Origin of the sequence: Stenotrophomonas sp. ATs4 (genome assembly GCF_051861585.1) — a bacterium.
GTDB classification, from domain to species: Bacteria; Pseudomonadota; Gammaproteobacteria; order Xanthomonadales; family Xanthomonadaceae; genus Stenotrophomonas; species Stenotrophomonas maltophilia_AS.
In genome coordinates this window covers 262,399-276,975 of the sequence record NZ_JBLYPK010000004.1, presented here as the reverse complement: position 1 = coordinate 276,975, position 14,577 = coordinate 262,399, and the positions used below count along the sequence as shown (strand labels likewise).

The 14,577-nt window shown below is 68.2% G+C and carries 13 protein-coding genes; 6 read left to right on the top strand and 7 right to left on the bottom strand.

The window, feature by feature from the left end; all coding sequences use genetic code 11:
- Positions 1 to 82: 82 nt before the first annotated feature.
- The gene (locus tag ABR323_RS09375; protein WP_135271841.1) at positions 83 to 472 is read right to left on the bottom strand and encodes an I78 family peptidase inhibitor; all 390 of its coding nucleotides are present in this window, start codon (positions 470 to 472) and stop codon (positions 83 to 85) included.
- A 111-nt stretch (positions 473 to 583) separates the two neighbouring features.
- On the opposite strand from ABR323_RS09375, the gene ABR323_RS09370 reads away from it, so the two are divergent.
- Positions 584 to 1,642 carry a DNA topoisomerase IB gene (locus ABR323_RS09370; RefSeq protein ID WP_439449085.1) on the top strand — a complete coding sequence of 353 codons (1,059 nt, stop codon included), beginning with the start codon at positions 584 to 586 and terminating at the stop codon, positions 1,640 to 1,642.
- Here the strand turns inward: ABR323_RS09370 and ABR323_RS09365 are convergent.
- Positions 1,630 to 1,938, bottom strand: coding sequence for a hypothetical protein (locus ABR323_RS09365; protein WP_057499991.1), 309 nt, complete (start codon positions 1,936 to 1,938; stop codon positions 1,630 to 1,632). The two genes, ABR323_RS09370 and ABR323_RS09365, sit on opposite strands and share 13 nt — an antisense overlap.
- Before the next feature lie 215 nt (positions 1,939 to 2,153).
- On the opposite strand from ABR323_RS09365, the gene ABR323_RS09360 reads away from it, so the two are divergent.
- The 3 genes from ABR323_RS09360 (at position 2,154) to ABR323_RS09350 (ending at position 5,621) form a co-directional block, all read left to right on the top strand.
- Positions 2,154 to 3,269, top strand: coding sequence for an SDR family oxidoreductase (locus tag ABR323_RS09360; protein ID WP_439449084.1), 1,116 nt, complete (start codon positions 2,154 to 2,156; stop codon positions 3,267 to 3,269).
- A 120-nt stretch (positions 3,270 to 3,389) separates the two neighbouring features.
- Positions 3,390 to 4,805 carry an XVIPCD domain-containing protein gene (locus tag ABR323_RS09355; RefSeq protein WP_439449083.1) on the top strand — a complete coding sequence of 472 codons (1,416 nt, stop codon included), beginning with the start codon at positions 3,390 to 3,392 and terminating at the stop codon, positions 4,803 to 4,805.
- A 3-nt stretch (positions 4,806 to 4,808) separates the two neighbouring features.
- Complete coding sequence (locus ABR323_RS09350; RefSeq protein WP_439449082.1) at positions 4,809 to 5,621, top strand: hypothetical protein; 813 nt, start codon at positions 4,809 to 4,811, stop codon at positions 5,619 to 5,621.
- Here the strand turns inward: ABR323_RS09350 and ABR323_RS09345 are convergent.
- Positions 5,556 to 6,692: a serine hydrolase domain-containing protein gene (locus tag ABR323_RS09345; protein WP_439449081.1), complete on the bottom strand. Its 1,137-nt coding sequence runs from the start codon at positions 6,690 to 6,692 to the stop codon at positions 5,556 to 5,558. The genes ABR323_RS09350 and ABR323_RS09345 overlap by 66 nt on opposite strands.
- Positions 6,693 to 6,883: 191 nt before the next feature.
- On the opposite strand from ABR323_RS09345, the gene ABR323_RS09340 reads away from it, so the two are divergent.
- Both ABR323_RS09340 and ABR323_RS09335 read left to right on the top strand, forming a co-directional pair.
- Complete coding sequence (locus ABR323_RS09340) at positions 6,884 to 7,270, top strand: BlaI/MecI/CopY family transcriptional regulator (protein WP_014035478.1); 387 nt, start codon at positions 6,884 to 6,886, stop codon at positions 7,268 to 7,270.
- Between the two features lie 3 nt (positions 7,271 to 7,273).
- Positions 7,274 to 9,250 (top strand): M56 family metallopeptidase, encoded by a 1,977-nt coding sequence (locus tag ABR323_RS09335; protein ID WP_439449080.1) that lies wholly within the window; start codon positions 7,274 to 7,276, stop codon positions 9,248 to 9,250.
- 42 nt (positions 9,251 to 9,292) lie between these two features.
- On the opposite strand, the gene ABR323_RS09330 is transcribed toward ABR323_RS09335, so the two are convergent.
- From ABR323_RS09330 to ABR323_RS09315, 4 genes are all read right to left on the bottom strand, one after another.
- Positions 9,293 to 10,576, bottom strand: a complete 1,284-nt coding sequence (locus tag ABR323_RS09330; protein WP_439449079.1) for an SGNH/GDSL hydrolase family protein — start codon at positions 10,574 to 10,576, stop codon at positions 9,293 to 9,295.
- Between the two features lie 82 nt (positions 10,577 to 10,658).
- Entirely contained in the window at positions 10,659 to 10,973 is a 315-nt protein-coding gene (locus tag ABR323_RS09325) for an I78 family peptidase inhibitor (protein ID WP_439449078.1), read from the bottom strand.
- Positions 10,974 to 11,039: 66 nt separating this feature from the next.
- Positions 11,040 to 12,062: a ribonuclease H-like domain-containing protein gene (locus ABR323_RS09320; RefSeq protein ID WP_439449077.1), complete on the bottom strand. Its 1,023-nt coding sequence runs from the start codon at positions 12,060 to 12,062 to the stop codon at positions 11,040 to 11,042.
- The gene (locus tag ABR323_RS09315; RefSeq protein WP_439449076.1) at positions 12,059 to 14,548 is read right to left on the bottom strand and encodes a DEAD/DEAH box helicase; all 2,490 of its coding nucleotides are present in this window, start codon (positions 14,546 to 14,548) and stop codon (positions 12,059 to 12,061) included. Before ABR323_RS09315 ends, ABR323_RS09320 begins: the two co-directional genes overlap by 4 nt.
- Between the last annotated feature and the right edge of the window lie 29 nt (positions 14,549 to 14,577).

Here is a 14,577-nt window from a genome sequence, read left to right as displayed (position 1 = left end):
CACAGGTTGCTGCAACGCCGCAATACACGGTTGCAGGTGCAACAGAACGCGCCGGCAGCACTGTGCCGGCGCCGGGTCGAACTCAGCCGCAGCGCACGCCGCTGACTGCGCCCTTGTCGTCCACTTCGATGTTCAGGCGGTCGCCGAGGAACTCCATCGTGGCCACATCGTTGGGCTTGAGCACGCGCACCTGGCTGGCGCCTGCGTCTTCCTGCGCCTGCTTGCCGAGGGCGTCGGTGTAGGCCTGGCTGACCAGGCTCTGCACCTGGCTGGCATCGCAGGTGCCGACCGGCGGTGCCTCGGTGGCCTTGCCAGCGTCGTCGGCCGGTGCCTTGGCGGCTTCTGCGGCCTGCTGGGCATGGGCGGTGGCCGAATCCTGTTCATCCAGCGCCGGTGCCTGGCAGGCGGTCAGGGCCAGCACGGCCGGCAGCAGCAGGGCGGAGAGCGAACGGGCGCGAATCGGAAACGACATCATGACTCCGGAAGGGGTTGTGAAAGCCCGAGCATAGCGGCGAACCGACCCTCACGTGTTTGTCTTCTGTTATCGACAGGATCGCGGCATCGCGACGGCGACACTGTGGACATGCCAGCCACCTCCACCCCCGAACGCCAGGCCGCGCGCGCCGCCGGCCTGCGCTATGTCGACGACACCCAGCCGGGCATCAGCCGGCGCCGCGCCGGCAAGGGCTTCAGCTACCGCGATGCCGATGGCCACGCGGTGCGTGATGCCGCCACCCTGCAGCGGATCCGCGCACTGGCGATTCCACCGGCGTATACCGCCGTGTGGATCTGCGCCCATGCCAGCGGCCACCTGCAGGCCACCGGCCGCGATGCACGTGGACGCAAGCAGTACCGCTACCACGCCGATTGGGCGAAGGAGCGCGACGCCGGCAAGTTCGACCGCATCATCGCCTTTGGCGAGGCGCTGCCCACGCTCAGGCGGCGGTTGTCCCGGGACCTCAGGCGACCTGGGTTCCCGCGGGAAAAGGTGCTGGCCATGGTGGTCGCGCTGCTGGCGGACACGCTGGTGCGGGTGGGCAATGAAACCTATGCCCAGCAGAACCGTTCGTTCGGACTGACCACACTGCGCAACCGCCATCTGGAGCTGCTGCGTGGTGGCCGGGTGCGCATGCGCTTCCGCGGCAAATCGGGACAGCTGCAGGAGGTGACCGTGGGTGATCGCAGGCTGGGATTGCTGGTACGGCGCCTGCAGCAGTTGCCGGGGCAGGCGCTGTTCCAGTACCGCGACGACGACGGTGCGCTGCAGCCGGTGGATTCGGGCGCGGTGAACGACTACCTGCGCGAGGTGATGGGGGAGGCGTTCACCGCCAAGGACTTCCGCACCTGGGGCGGTACCGTGGCAGCAGTACAGGCGTTCGCCGCCACCGAGCTGCCGGAGCCGGCCAGCCAGCGCGCCCTGGCCCAGGCGCAGCGCACGGTGGTGTGCGAAGTGGCATCGCTGCTGGGCAATACCCCGGCGGTGTGCCGCAAGGCCTATATCGACCCCTGCGTGTTCGCCGGCTGGGAGCGCGGTGAACTGGCCAAACTGGCCGGCCTGCGCGGGCCGCGCCAGTGGGAACAGGCGACCCTGCGCGTGTTGAGCAGGGCGCGCAGGCTCAACCGCAGTCGTCAGCCGCAGTAGATCGCGGTGATGTTGTTGGTGCGTCCCTTTTCGATGGTCAGGCGGTCACCGCCTTCGCTGGCCGGCGGCACCCGCGGACCATCGTGACGCAACACCCGCACGTGCAGGCTGTCGCTGTCCACGCGTGCGCGGGCGACGGTGGCATCCGAAGCGGCCAGGCCGAGCGCGCCGCGCACCATGTCGCTGTGGCACTGGCCGGAAATCACGCCGTCGATCGGCTGCACCTGGGCCACCGGCGTGCTGCTGCAGGCGGCAAGGGCAACGCTGAGAGCGGCGGCGGCGATCGCATGTTTCATGGAGGCATTCCTCGTGTGGTTGCCTGCAGGGTGCGACGGCGCACGTGGTGGCGGAATGAATGCCGTGCACGCGGTGGGCACGGTGTGCTCACTGCCCCCGACAACCCGGGTGGAGAGACTGCAGGTGCGGCGGAAGCCGCCCCCGGTACTGCGGCGCATGCGCCCGGTAGTGCCGGCCACTGGCCGGCAACCCCATTCCCCCCGAGGAGACCTGCATGGCCACCACCAGGAAGACCCCCGCCCGCCGTAAGGCATCGCCGAAGGTGCGCAAAAGCACCCGGGCTGCGCCAGCCGCCGCCGAGACCACCGCATCCGAGCGCCCGCGCGTTGTGAAGACCGCCACCCGCAAGGCTGCCGCTTCCGATCCGCGCGCGGCCCGTGTGGCAGCGCGGCAGCGGCGCCTGCAGGATCAGGAGAAGGCCAAGGACGTGCGCGCGGAAAAAAAAGCAACGAAGAAGACCGCCACCCAGGCCGGTCCGCGGCGTCAGCCCGAGACGATGCCGGCGCAGCAACTGGCCAAGCCGGGCCATGAGCACGCACTGGAACTGGCGCCGCGCTTCCTTGCACCGGACTACAGCGGCAGCGGCAAGCTGCAGGGCATGCGCGCGATCGTCACCGGTGGTGATTCCGGCATCGGTCGCGCGGTAGCGGTGCTGTTTGCGCGCGAAGGCGCCGATGTGGCGGTGCTGCACCTGGACGAAGCCGAGGATGCGGATATCACCCGCCAGCACGTGGAGCGCGAAGGCGGCCGCTGCGTGGTGATCGCCGGTGATGTGCGTGATCCGCGCTTCTGCAACAAGGCGGTCAAGCAGGTAGCCAAGGCCTTCGGCGGCATCGACATCCTGGTCAACAACGCCGCGTTCCAGCTGCATTGCGAGCGGCTGGAAGACCTGGAAGACGCGCATCTGCAGGAGACGCTGCAGACCAACATCGGCGGCTACATCCAGATGGCACGCGCGGTGTTGCCGCATCTGGGCGAGGGCGCCAGCATCATCAACACCGGTTCGGAAACGGGCCTGTTCGGCAGCAAAGCGCTGATCGACTATTCGGCCACCAAGGGCGCCATCCATGCATTCACCAAGGCGCTGGCCAGCCAGCTGTTGCCACGCGGCATCCGGGTCAACTGCGTGGCACCGGGTCCGGTGTGGACGCCGCTGAACCCGGCCGACAAGCAGGCAGAGGACGTTGCTGAATTCGGCAAGGACAGTGACATGGGCCGGCCCGCACAGCCTGAAGAACTGTCGCCGGCCTATGTGTTCCTTGCCTCGCCGGCCTGTGCCAGCTACATCAGCGGGGTCATCCTGCCGGTGATGGGCGGGCCACGGGGGTGAGGCCGGGCGTGGCATGCGTGGCCTGAATGGGGCGGAGTACCGGGGTGTGCGCCGTGTCAAAAGCCCTGCCAGGCGGCTGGGGTAGGCTGACGCCCTACCGATTACGTTCAAGGACCGACCATGCCCGAGATGGACATCAACGCGGCGGCCAATGAAGTCGTCGCCCTGTTACGGCAGAACGACGCGCGCGGTGCCGCCGCCCGCTTGGACGCCCTGCACGACGGCCAGAGCGTCGTGGTGCAGGAATCCCTGGATCGTTACGTCTCGGCGCGAGCCGCCACCGAACTCGAGGCGCTGCGACGGAGCGGGGGTGTTGCCGCGGCGGATGCGGCCACGGTGAACCCGATGCTCGATCGCCTGAGCGAGGCGACGCGTCCACCGCGCATGCCCGAGGCGGCGGAGACCGCGGGCCTGACCCAGGCTCAGCAGTACGACGTGTACGGGAGCATCGTCGCCCAACGTGGCAACACCGCAGCCAACGATGCGATGGCTGGCCAGGACCGCGTGGTGCTGGGGCTGCGCGACGAGAATCGGACCACCGAGGCACGTGGGCGTGGCGTCTATGACGACCGCATCGTGGTGCTGTGGAAGGACGCGCAGGGCCACGGTCACGTGCGCGAGTTCAACCAGGCGACGACCGAACCGACCGCCCAGTACGACGGCCATGCCAAGACCACGCCGCGCAGCCCGGGCTTCGGCAACGTGGCGCCGCGCACCAAGACCGAAGGTGAGGACGTCAACGGCGACCGGGTCAAGGACCTCGGACGCCTGGGCGAAGGCACCACCGAGATGCGCGCGACCACCCATCCGCGCAACGGCCATCCCGATGAGTTTGCGCTGCGCCCCTCACAGGACGCGATCACGGCGGGTGCTGGACGGGTGGAGCGCGACAGCAATGGCGACGGCTGGTTCGATGCGCGCGATACCCAGGGCGTGCAGGACCTCAACGACACCTTCAAGATCCATCGTGGCAGCCGATCCAACACGGATTCGGCGGGTTGCCAGACCATCGGCGGCGGCGAGTACGACGACTTCGTGGCGACGGTGCGCGGCACGCCCGGGCAGAACCGTTGGCAGTACGTACTGACCTCGGTTGCACCGGGACAGGCGCGTGAGCTGGGGCAGGATGTGCCGCTCGCGACCCATGACGATCCACGCCAGCCGCAGCATCGCGACCATGCCCTGCAGCAGCAGATCAGCACGCGCCTGCAGGCCTTGGGCGGACGCTACGCCGAGCATGCCGATGACTACAGCCTGGTCATGCTGCGCGAAGCGAAGGCCGCAGGCATCACCCAGGTCGACCAGATCGTGGCCAACAACCCCAGCGCGGGTCGTGCGGCAGGTGAAACGCTGTTCCTGGTGCAGGGCAGTCCGGGCGATCCTGCGACGCTGCGTGCAGGGGTCAATGCGGCCGAGGTGCGCGAGACAGCGGTGGAAACCAGCCTGCGCCAACTGCAGCAGCAATCGCGCGAGCAGGGAGCAGCCGCCCCCGTGCCGGTGCAGCAGCAGGAAGCCCCTGCGATGGGAGGACGTTGAACGATGATCCGACCGAACCTGATGCCGAGCGCTGCGCTGATGCTGCTGCTGGCCTGCAGCGCCTGCGCGCCCGCCGGGGAGCGCACCGCGCCGGCAGCGCCCACCGCCAAGCCGGCGGCGAAACCGGAGGCCTTGCCTGCGCAGACCTTGCCCGCCGATCGCGGATTGCCCGCATTGCCGGAAGCCTCCGGCAGCGCCCATCCCGGCGGTCGCTACGGTGCGCTGCCCGAACCTGCCAGGCAGGTGCTGGCGCAGTTGAAGTGCAACGTGGACGGCGCCGGCAACGCGCAGGTGCTTTCCATTCCCGCGCAGGGGGGCCAGCAGGATTTCATGGTCACCGACCGAGGCGGGCCCCGCTTCCGCTACTGGATACGCTCGTTCTCCGGCAGTGGCGGTATCAACGGTTATCTGGTGCAGCTGCAGGGCTGCCCGGCAAGCACCGTGGGCATGCGCGCCTACATCGCACAGGGGACTGCACCGCTGCAGGACGTCACCGCATCGCTGCTGGCGCAGGCAGGGCTGCCTGATGCGGCGACGATGACGTCATACCAGGACAAGGGCGCGGGCGACCTGTTCGCCTTCATCGGGCCGCTGGACAAGGTGCCGGTGCTGCGCTGGGTGGCCGAGGCCGACCCCGAGCAGCCGCTGCCCGCGGACGCGCGCACGTTCGATCATGGCAACGCTCTCCATGCAGGGTTCCTGCGCTGGAACCAGGATCACTTCGAGGTGGCCAGGATCGTGCCCGCCACGCTATGGCCCTGCGACGACAGTCCGTTGCTGCCGTGCAAGAGCGACCCGTTCGTGACCGGGCGCTGAGGCATCGCGTGCGTAGAAGTCGGCAATGCGTGGAATGAACTGCTGTGGATTGGCACCGACCAGATTGGTCAGCACCACCACCGCCACGCCGCGCTCGGGATAGACCACGAAGGCCGAGCGCGCACCGCCGATACCGGCCACCTGAAGGTCGGGCGATGCGCGCAGTACCGGCCAGCCACCCGCCCACGGGCCGGCACGGCCGTCAGCCAGACGCTCGGGCGCCCACATGCGTTGGCGTGCTGCCTGCTGCAACAGCTGGTCGCCGCTGAGCGCGACCAGCCAGCGAGCGGTGTCGTCGGCGGTGGTGAGGATGCCGCCGCCGGCCCACAGGCTGGGCGGCATGTCGTAGAACCAGTGCGACAGGCGCTGCGGTCTGTCGGGAGCGTCAGTGGTGCGCGGTGCCAGGCTGTACATCGTGGCCGCATCGGGAATCAGGTCGTAGCTGTCGCCGAATGTGGTGCGGGCCATGCCTGCGGCACTGAACTGGCCGGTGGCCAGGAATCGCTCGTAGGGCATGCCCGATTGTCTGGCGATGATCCGCGCGAGCAGTACGTAGTTGGTCTGGTTGTAGGTGAAGCGCTGTCCGGGTGTTGCTTCCAGTGGCAGTGCGCTGACGGCCGTCCAAGCCTGCGCTTCTGATCCGCCACCCAGCAGTCCGTTCGCATCAAGAATGTCGGGCAGGCCCGAGGAATGTGCGAGCAGCTGGTGCACGCGCACCTCCTTCCAGGTGGCCGGAAGATCGTCGAGATAGCGCGAAGCCGGCGCATCCAGATCCAGCCGCCCCTGTTGAGCGAGCTGTGCGATGGCCACGCCGGTAAAGGCCTTGGTGGCCGAGTTGAGCGGGAAGCGGGTTTCGCGCGAAGCAATCACGCCGTTCTCGACATTGGCCAGTCCGTAGGCCTCGGACAGTACGATCTTCCCGTCCTTGACCACGGCGATCTGCAATCCAGGGATGCGCTGTTCCAGCATGATCTGGCGGATCAGCTGGCGGGTCTGGTCGTTGGCCTGGTACTGGCCGGCGGATACTGCGGGCAAGGACTGGGCGGCGAAGGGGAGGGCGCTGATGAGCATGAGCACGACTCGAAGCGTTGGGCGGAACATGCGGAATTCCGGTGGGGCGTCGAGGATCGGATGCAGGCAGTGCGGAGAAGGTTTAATCGCGTCACGGCGGCTACCGTTCGTCGGCCCATGACTTTCGGGGGGTTGACTACAACTGTCGTCACGCAGAAAGTGACGACACGTGTAGTCAAGGGAGTGGTGTCATGCGTGGCAAGACGATCGGGGACCAGGAGCTGGCCCTGCTGCAGTACATCGATGAACATGCGCCGGCCACGGTCGGCGAGGTCGCCAGCGGCTATGGCGAGGCCCGTGGCCTGGCCCGATCCACCGTGCTGACGATGATGGAGCGGCTGCGGGCGAAGGGGTATCTTCAGCGCCAGCAGCAGGACGGCGTCTACCGCTACCAGGCCACCCGTGGCCCGGAGAGCGTGCTGCAGGGTGCCGTGGCCCAGTTCGTCGACAACACCCTGCAGGGCTCGGTGTCGCCGTTCGTGGCCTACCTGTCGCAGCGCCAGCAGGTCAGCGACAACGAGCTGGCCGAGCTGGAAGCGCTGGTTGCCCAGCTCCAATCGCGTCGCCACGAGGGCTGAGCCATGGACACCACGATGCTGATCCCGATGTTGGAACGGCTGGGCTGGACCAGCCTGCAGACCGTGCTGCTGGTGGCCCTGGTGTACGGCGTGTGCCGCGCGCTGCCGTCGCTGTCGGCGGCCACCCGCTGCCGCCTGTGGTGGCTGGTGTCGCTGCAGGCCGTGCTCGGTCTGTTCTGGAGCCAGCCGTTGCAGTTGGCCTGGCTGCCGGCACCGCAGGCGGTGGCGATGACCGCCACGGACGTCGCCGCCGATCTGGTCTACCCGCTGGCGCCGGAAGCCTCGGCGCAGCTGCTGGCCGCGATGCCGACGCCGGAAGTGCCGGCGGTGGCGTGGTGGGCGGTGGCGCTGGGCGCGCTGTGGATGTCTGGCGTGCTGTTGATGGCCCTGCGCACCTTCGGTGAGTGGCGTCGCTGCCGCGCACTGCTCGCTGCGGCCTATCCCTGCGAAGACGAGGCGCTGGTAGAGGCCCTGCAGCTGGCCTCCGATGCACACGGCGTGCGTCCTTCGCCACGGTTGTGGATGAGCGCGCAGGTGGATGCACCGCAGCTGGTCGGGCCGTTCCGCCCGGTGCTGCTGCTGCCGGCCGGTGACAATGCCCTGCAGGGTGATGCGCTGGACCTGGCCCTGACCCACGAACTGCAGCATCTGCAGCGGCGTGACCTGCAGTGGGGCCTGCTGCCCGCACTGGCCCAGCATCTGTTCTTCTTCCACCCGCTGCTGCGCCTGTCGGTGCGCGAATACGCACAGGCTCGCGAGGAAGCGGTGGATGCGGCTGTGGTCGGCCAGCACGGCGCCAGCCGCCAGGCTTACGGCCGCCTGCTGCTGCAGCTGGGTGTGGCACCGCAGCCGCACCTGGGCGTGGCCAGTGCCGCACCGAACACCACCAGCCTCAAGCGCCGCCTGCTGTCGTTGCAGTCGCGCCGCTCCTGCCCGCGCATCCTGGCGATGGCCTTGACCGCCGTCGTGGTGGTGGTGGGCGTGGCACCGATGCGATTGGTCGCAGCACCGGTGCCGCTGGCCCCGCCCGCACCTCCGGCCGCCCCGAAGGCCGTAGTCCCACCGGCGCCGAAGGCTCCGCCCGCACCTCAGGCGTCCGCGCGTGTGCCGGCCGTGCCGGTGGCGCCCGCTGCGCCCGCCGAACCGGCCGATGTGGAAGAACCGGCCGGTCCTGACGATGCCGATGTGGCCTACGTCGACGATGCCGCTGGCATGGATGAGGACCATGACGGCACGACGTCCACCACCACGTCCATCACCACCTACGGTCGCCTCGATCTGGGCAAGTCGCCCCGGGAGGCCTACGTGCTGGTGGATGGTGACGCGACCTTCGCCAACGGTGGCATGGACGACGTGACGGTGGCCCGCAGGCAGCTCGGCAAGGGTCCGGCGCTGTGGTTCCGACAGGGCGACAAGCGCTATGTGGTACGCGACCCGATGCTGATCCAGACCCTGCAGCGCGCCTACAGCGGTGCCGCAGACCTGGGGCGCCAGCAGAGCGAACTGGGCCGCCAGCAGAGCGTGTTGGGTCGCCAGCAGGGTGAACTTGGCAAGCAGATGGGTGAGATGGGGCGTCTGCAGGGCGAGGAGTCACGCCGCATCGCACTGGCCGCCGCCGAGGTAGCGCGCAGCGCGATGGCTGCCCACGACATCAACCGTGAGGCGGCTGCGGAAGCGGCGAATGCCGCGCGCGGTGCAACCCGCGATATGGCCGTTGCGCGGGAGGCTGCGCGCGAGGCCGCCGCCGAGGCACGTCGTGCGATGCAGGAAGCCCGCAGCGAGGCCGCGCAGTCCGGCCGCACCCGTGACATGCAGCGTCTGGCCAGCCAACAGTCTGAACTGGCCAGCCGCCAGGCGGCACTGGGCAGCCAGCAGGCCGCGCTGGGTGAGCGTCAGGCACGCGTGCAGGCCCAGGCATCGCAGCAGGCGCAGCAGGTGATTGCACGCGCACTGGCCAGCGGCAAGGCCGAGCGACTCTGATCGTGCGGTAGTGCCGGCCGCTGGCCGGCACTACCCAAAGGGTCATCGTTGCAGCCAGCGTATAGGGAACGCGTCAGCCATCGCTTCGTAGCCGGCATCGTTGGGGTGCAGATGATCCCCGCTGTCAAAGCTTGGATGCAGGTGGGAGGGGCGCTGTGGATCGCGCATGATACGATCGAAGTCGATGACACCATCGACGCCCTGTGCTGCCCTGATCCAATCGTTCACGGCTTGCCGCTTGGTTTCTCCGGCGGCGTCGAAGTAGCCTGATCCGCCATAGGGCAGCAACGTTCCAAGCAGCACCTTGATCCCACGTTGCCGGGCTCGTTGCACCGAGATGCGCAGGGCGTCGATCAACTGCGCTGCAGACACCGCCTGCGGCGGATGCAGCTGGCCGATGCCGATATCGTTGATGCCCAGAAGCAGCACGGCATGGCTGGCGCCGGACACCGCCAGCACATCGTGCCCGAAGCGCGACACGCCTGCTGGCCCGACACCATCATGCAGCCAGCGATTGCCGGCAATGCCGGCATTGACCACGCTGACCCTGCGCAGGCCTGCGCTGCGGACACGGTCATCGAGCAGGTTAGGCCAGCGGAAATTGCGATCCACTGTAGAGCCGGCGCCGTCGGTGATCGAGTCGCCGAAGGCGACCATGACCACATCCTTGCGGCTTCCTGCGGGTGCCATCGGCGGCAGGACTCCAGCAACGTCAATGGCATCCAGCCAATAGTAGGCCCGCATGGGTTCGGCGGAGCGCAGCAGAGCGGCGCCGACCTGGTTGCCGGGCGCGCGGTAGTTGGTCTGCAGGCCGACCGAATGCGTGGTGACCACCGGCGTCGGTGCCATCACGTATAGGCTGACGGACAGTTCTGTCTGGTCAGCCGCATGCAGGTTGATTCGATCACTCCAACGTTCTTCGCCCGGAGCGAGCATCAAGCGTGCTGAACCGCTGAAACGCAATGGGCGCTGCTTGTGGAAGACGACACCATCGCCGCCCATGCTCGGCGCAACATGGATGTCTTCCAATGTCACCGGGGCCTTGCCGAACCGATTGGAGAAGCGAACGCGCAATGTTTCGCCACCGCGCGAAAGACGTACGGTCATGCGTACGGTCTGGTCGGCCAGGGTGACGGGTGGAGGCGGAGGAACGATGTTGTCCGGAAAGGTGACGCCGTAGTCTTGCTGGGCGGCGAACCAGCTGGCGGACCAAGGGTGCCGCCCCTCATGCGCCGCCAGCGGGTGGCTGGTTGCCAGGCACAGCAGAGTGGCGAATAGACAGCCCAACCACCGTCGATGCGGTTTCCTGTTGCGGAACCTCGGCATACAGCACTCCTTGCAGTGTGGCCGGAAGCTTATCCCGCTGGCGCGGGTGGATACCCGGTGCCAACGGGATAGGTAGGGAACATCAACCGCAGCTGGCGCGCTCGATGCGGTTCTGCGCGTCCACCTGTACGGTCACGCGGTCCTGGCGGAAGTCCATGGTCACTGCCATGCCCGGCTTGACCACCCGTGCACCACGCGCGCCGCTGTCAGCCACCAGCTTCTTGATCGTGGCTTCGTCGGCGGTCTTGCCGGTGAAGGCCTCCAGCGCCTCCGGCTTGCATTCGTGCGCGGCATCGGCCACTGGCGCTGGAGCGGGATCGTGGGCGGTGCTGCTGCCGGCGTGGCTGCAGGCGGCCAAGGGCAGGATGGCAAGCAGGACCATGGGATTGAGGCGCATCGTCGGGCTCCAGGCGTGGATGGTGGCGGCAGTGTCACCGCTGCCACCGTCAGGCCGTGTCAACGCCTACTGCCCGACCAATGCCAGCGTCTCGCGCTCGCGCTGTTCCTCGTGCACCAACCGCTGCAACAGCAGGGCCAGGGTCACCACGTCCTGGTGGTTGTGGTCGGCCACCCGGCGCAGGTTCACCGCGTCGCCGCCACGCAGGAAGCGCAGCCATGCGCCCGGCGCTTCCGAACCGGGCAGGTCATCCTCACGAACCACGCGCAACAGCTGGCGTTCGATGGTGGACAGCTTGCAGTTCTCCCACGTGCCGCGATAGCGGCGACGGGTCGGGTACAGCAGGTCGACATGATCCAGTGCGGTGATCGGGCAACGCTGACGCGCCAACCGATAGCGCGCCTTCAACAGCGGCGCGTCATAGCTGCGGCCGTTATAGCTGCAGAACACGGTGGAGGGCTGCAGCCAGCTGGCGAAGGTGGCCAGCATCGCGTCCTCGGCGGCCATCGTCGACATCAGCAACTGGCGGATGCGCAGGCCTTTGCCGCGCTGAGGGCACACGTGCCAGTCGGCCGCGCCGATCATGAAGGCACGGGTGCCGGTGCCGCCGGCCAGGCCGGTGGTCTCGGTATCGAAGAACAGCAGATCGCGTGCGGCCACGTGCTGGTCTTCGCGCTTGGCGAAGGCCAGCGACAGCGGGGCCGTGGGAATCGGCTGCGGTTGCAGCGACTCGATCAGGAACAGGCCCGGCGCAATCTCCTCGCCGGGCAGCTGGCGATCCTCCACGCTGGCGCGTGTTGGCGCAGGACCGCCGCGTGTGCGCAGGCCGAGCAGGCGATGCAGGCTGCCCACTTCTGGCCGGCGCAGCGGTGCCGGTGCAACAACAGGCGCCACTACGCCGGTCGGCTTGTGGCGGATCTCCTGTTCCACCCAGGCAAACACCGAACGCTCGGCCGGTGGCTGCCGCGCATCGTTGGCGGCCACCGGTGCAACCGGTGCGGGCGGCAGCTCTGGCGTGAGCGGGGTAGCGGCCTTCGGGTCCCCGGCCTGCTTCCGTAGCAGGCGCAGCTTGTCCAGGCTCAGGCTCACGGTGCCAGCAGCTCCATCGAATCGCGCGTGGTCACCACCACGTCGGGCACCTGCTGGCAGGCGTCGGCATCGAACAGGTCGAGCACGCGCAGCGCCAGCGCACGCGGCGAAGTCTCATCTTCTTCCTGCGCGGCCAGCACCGGGCCCACGCAGGCCGGGCAGCCGGCCTTGCAGTCGCAGCGCTGCACCAGTTCGCGCGCGCGCTGCACCAGCTCGGCCTGGCGCTGCCACAGCGGCTCGCTGAGGCCGACACCGCCGGGGAAGTTGTCGTACAGATAGACGGTGGGCACGAACTCCTGCAGCAGCTCCACTACGCCGGGGTCACCCTCGCTGCCACGCAGCTGGCCACGGCCACTCTGGTCGGCAATCGCGAACCAGGAGCCATCGCCGTTGCCCACCGACTTCTGCAGGTCGCGCGCATCGGCCATCACCGCCACGGTGGCGACGATGTGCAGTGCATAGGCTGCGCCAAGGAACCCATCCAGCGCATCCTGCTTGCTGGCGAACGCGCGCAGCAGCAGCGCCTGCGGCAGCTGCCACCACACCGCAGTGGTATGCAGTTCCTGGTCGGGCAGGTTCACCGGGCCGTAGCCGATGTTCTCGTGGGTGTAGTAGCGGATCTTCTTGTAGCCGGCCACGCGGCGCACCACGTGTACTTCGCCATGGTGCGAATCACCCCGGCCGGCCACGCCGCCGTCGAAACGGTCCAGCACCTTGAGCTTGGTGAAGTCGATGCTGTCGGTGTAGTAGTCCACGTGGGTGCGGGTGACGTAGGCCTTGCGGCCTTCCCAGTCCAGCGTTTCCACCTGGTATGGGGTGGACTGCACCATGTGGATCGCACCTTCATACAAGGTGAGCGCGGCCGCGGAATAGTCGACCTCGGCGATGATCTGCTGGCGGCCATCGCTGCGGTCGACCACCACGAAGTTGCCATCGGCCACCGCGCGCAGGCTGACCGCGTTGGCCGGATAGCTGTCGGCGATCCACTCCCAGCGCTCGCCTTCGCGATGGATGACCTCGGTCTCGGCCAGCGCCTCCAGGAAGACTTCCGGATCGATCGGGCCGAAGCCATCACCCACCCGGAACGGCAGTTCGAAGGCCGCGCAGCGGATGTGGTCGAACAGGATCAGCGGCTGGTCCGGCGCGATGCGTGCATGTTCGGGCGAGGCCTCGGCGAAGAAATCCGGATGCCGCACCACGTACTGATCCAGCGGCTGCGAACTGGCCACCATCACGCCCAGCGCGGGCTGCTGGCGGCGACCGGCGCGGCCGAAGCGCTGCCAGGTGGCGGCCACGCTGCCGGGGTAGCCGTTGAGGATCACCACGTCCAGGCTGCCGATATCCACGCCCAGTTCCAGCGCCGAGGTGCTGACGATGCCGTCGATGTTGCCGGCGCGCATCGCACGCTCGGTCTCGCGGCGCTCGGTGGGCAGGTAACCGCCTCGGTACGCGCGGATGCGCGGTGGCTTGCGCGGGTCGTGGTCGAAGATGTCCTTCAGGTACTTGGTCAGCACTTCCACCATCAGCCGCGTCTGCGCGAACACCAGTGTCTTCAGCCCGGATTTGATCGCGATGCGGGCGATACGGTTGCTCTGCGAACGCGCCGAGGCGCGCAGACCCAGGTCCGGGTTGATCACCGGCGGGTTCCACAGCAGCACCTGTTTCGGCCCGCTGGGCGCACCGGATTCGGTGATGGCGGTGACCGGTGCCTCGATCAGCGCCTCGGCATGCGCCTGCGGATTGCCGATGGTGGCCGAGCACAGGATGAACTGCGGTTGCACGCCGTAGAACGCGCAGATGCGCTTGAGCCGGCGCAGCACGTTGGTGACGTGGCTGCCAAACACACCGCGGTAGGTGTGCACTTCGTCGATGACGATGTAGCGCAGGTTCTCGAAGAACTGCGCCCACTTGGTGTGATGCGGCAGGATGGCCTGATGCAGCATGTCCGGGTTGGATACCACGATGTCGCCGTGCAGGCGGATGGCCTGCCGCGCATCGCCGGGGGTGTCGCCATCGAAGGTGAAGGCCTTTACGCCCAGATCGCCGGCACGGTTGAGTTCCAGCAGCTCGGCCACCTGGTCCTGGGCCAGCGCCTTGGTCGGGAACAGGTACAGCGCCTTTGCCTTGTCCTGCATGGCCGCGCTGACCACCGGCAGGGTGTAGCACAGCGACTTGCCGCTGGCGGTGGGGGTGACGATGGCCACGTGTTCGCCGCGCTGGCTGGCCTCCCAGGCCTCGGCCTGGTGGCTGTAGAGCTGATCGATGCCACGCGCCTTCAGTGCCGCGGCCAGCGCCGGTGGCACCGAGTCGGGAATGGGCGCATAGCGTCCCTCGCGGCCGGGAATGGCAAAGCTGCCGGTGATGCGGTCCTGGTAGCGGCGCTGCAGGCGCGCGCTGAGCAGGGCGCCGTCGCGGGCGGGCAGGCCATCGCGGGTGGCGAGCTTCTGCTCGGCATCGGCGGTGCGCTTGGCGAGTTCGTAGGCCATGGAAGATGGAGCCGGGACGGATTGCGAGG

Bases quoted from the DNA above. Each gene is read 5' to 3' on its own strand.
- ABR323_RS09365 (WP_057499991.1), bottom strand. From the start codon at position 1,938: ATGAAACATGCGATCGCCGCCGCCGCTCTCAGCGTTGCCCTTGCCGCC.
- ABR323_RS09355 (WP_439449083.1), top strand. From the start codon at position 3,390: ATGCCCGAGATGGACATCAACGCGGCGGCCAATGAAGTCGTCGCCCTG.
- ABR323_RS09330 (WP_439449079.1), bottom strand. From the start codon at position 10,576: ATGCCGAGGTTCCGCAACAGGAAACCGCATCGACGGTGGTTGGGCTGT.
- ABR323_RS09350 (WP_439449082.1), top strand. From the start codon at position 4,809: ATGATCCGACCGAACCTGATGCCGAGCGCTGCGCTGATGCTGCTGCTG.
- ABR323_RS09360 (WP_439449084.1), top strand. From the start codon at position 2,154: ATGGCCACCACCAGGAAGACCCCCGCCCGCCGTAAGGCATCGCCGAAG.
- ABR323_RS09375 (WP_135271841.1), bottom strand. From the start codon at position 472: ATGTCGTTTCCGATTCGCGCCCGTTCGCTCTCCGCCCTGCTGCTGCCG.
- ABR323_RS09370 (WP_439449085.1), top strand. From the start codon at position 584: ATGCCAGCCACCTCCACCCCCGAACGCCAGGCCGCGCGCGCCGCCGGC.
- ABR323_RS09335 (WP_439449080.1), top strand. From the start codon at position 7,274: ATGGACACCACGATGCTGATCCCGATGTTGGAACGGCTGGGCTGGACC.
- ABR323_RS09345 (WP_439449081.1), bottom strand. From the start codon at position 6,692: ATGCTCATCAGCGCCCTCCCCTTCGCCGCCCAGTCCTTGCCCGCAGTA.
- ABR323_RS09340 (WP_014035478.1), top strand. From the start codon at position 6,884: ATGCGTGGCAAGACGATCGGGGACCAGGAGCTGGCCCTGCTGCAGTAC.
- ABR323_RS09325 (WP_439449078.1), bottom strand. From the start codon at position 10,973: ATGCGCCTCAATCCCATGGTCCTGCTTGCCATCCTGCCCTTGGCCGCC.
- ABR323_RS09315 (WP_439449076.1), bottom strand. From the start codon at position 14,548: ATGGCCTACGAACTCGCCAAGCGCACCGCCGATGCCGAGCAGAAGCTC.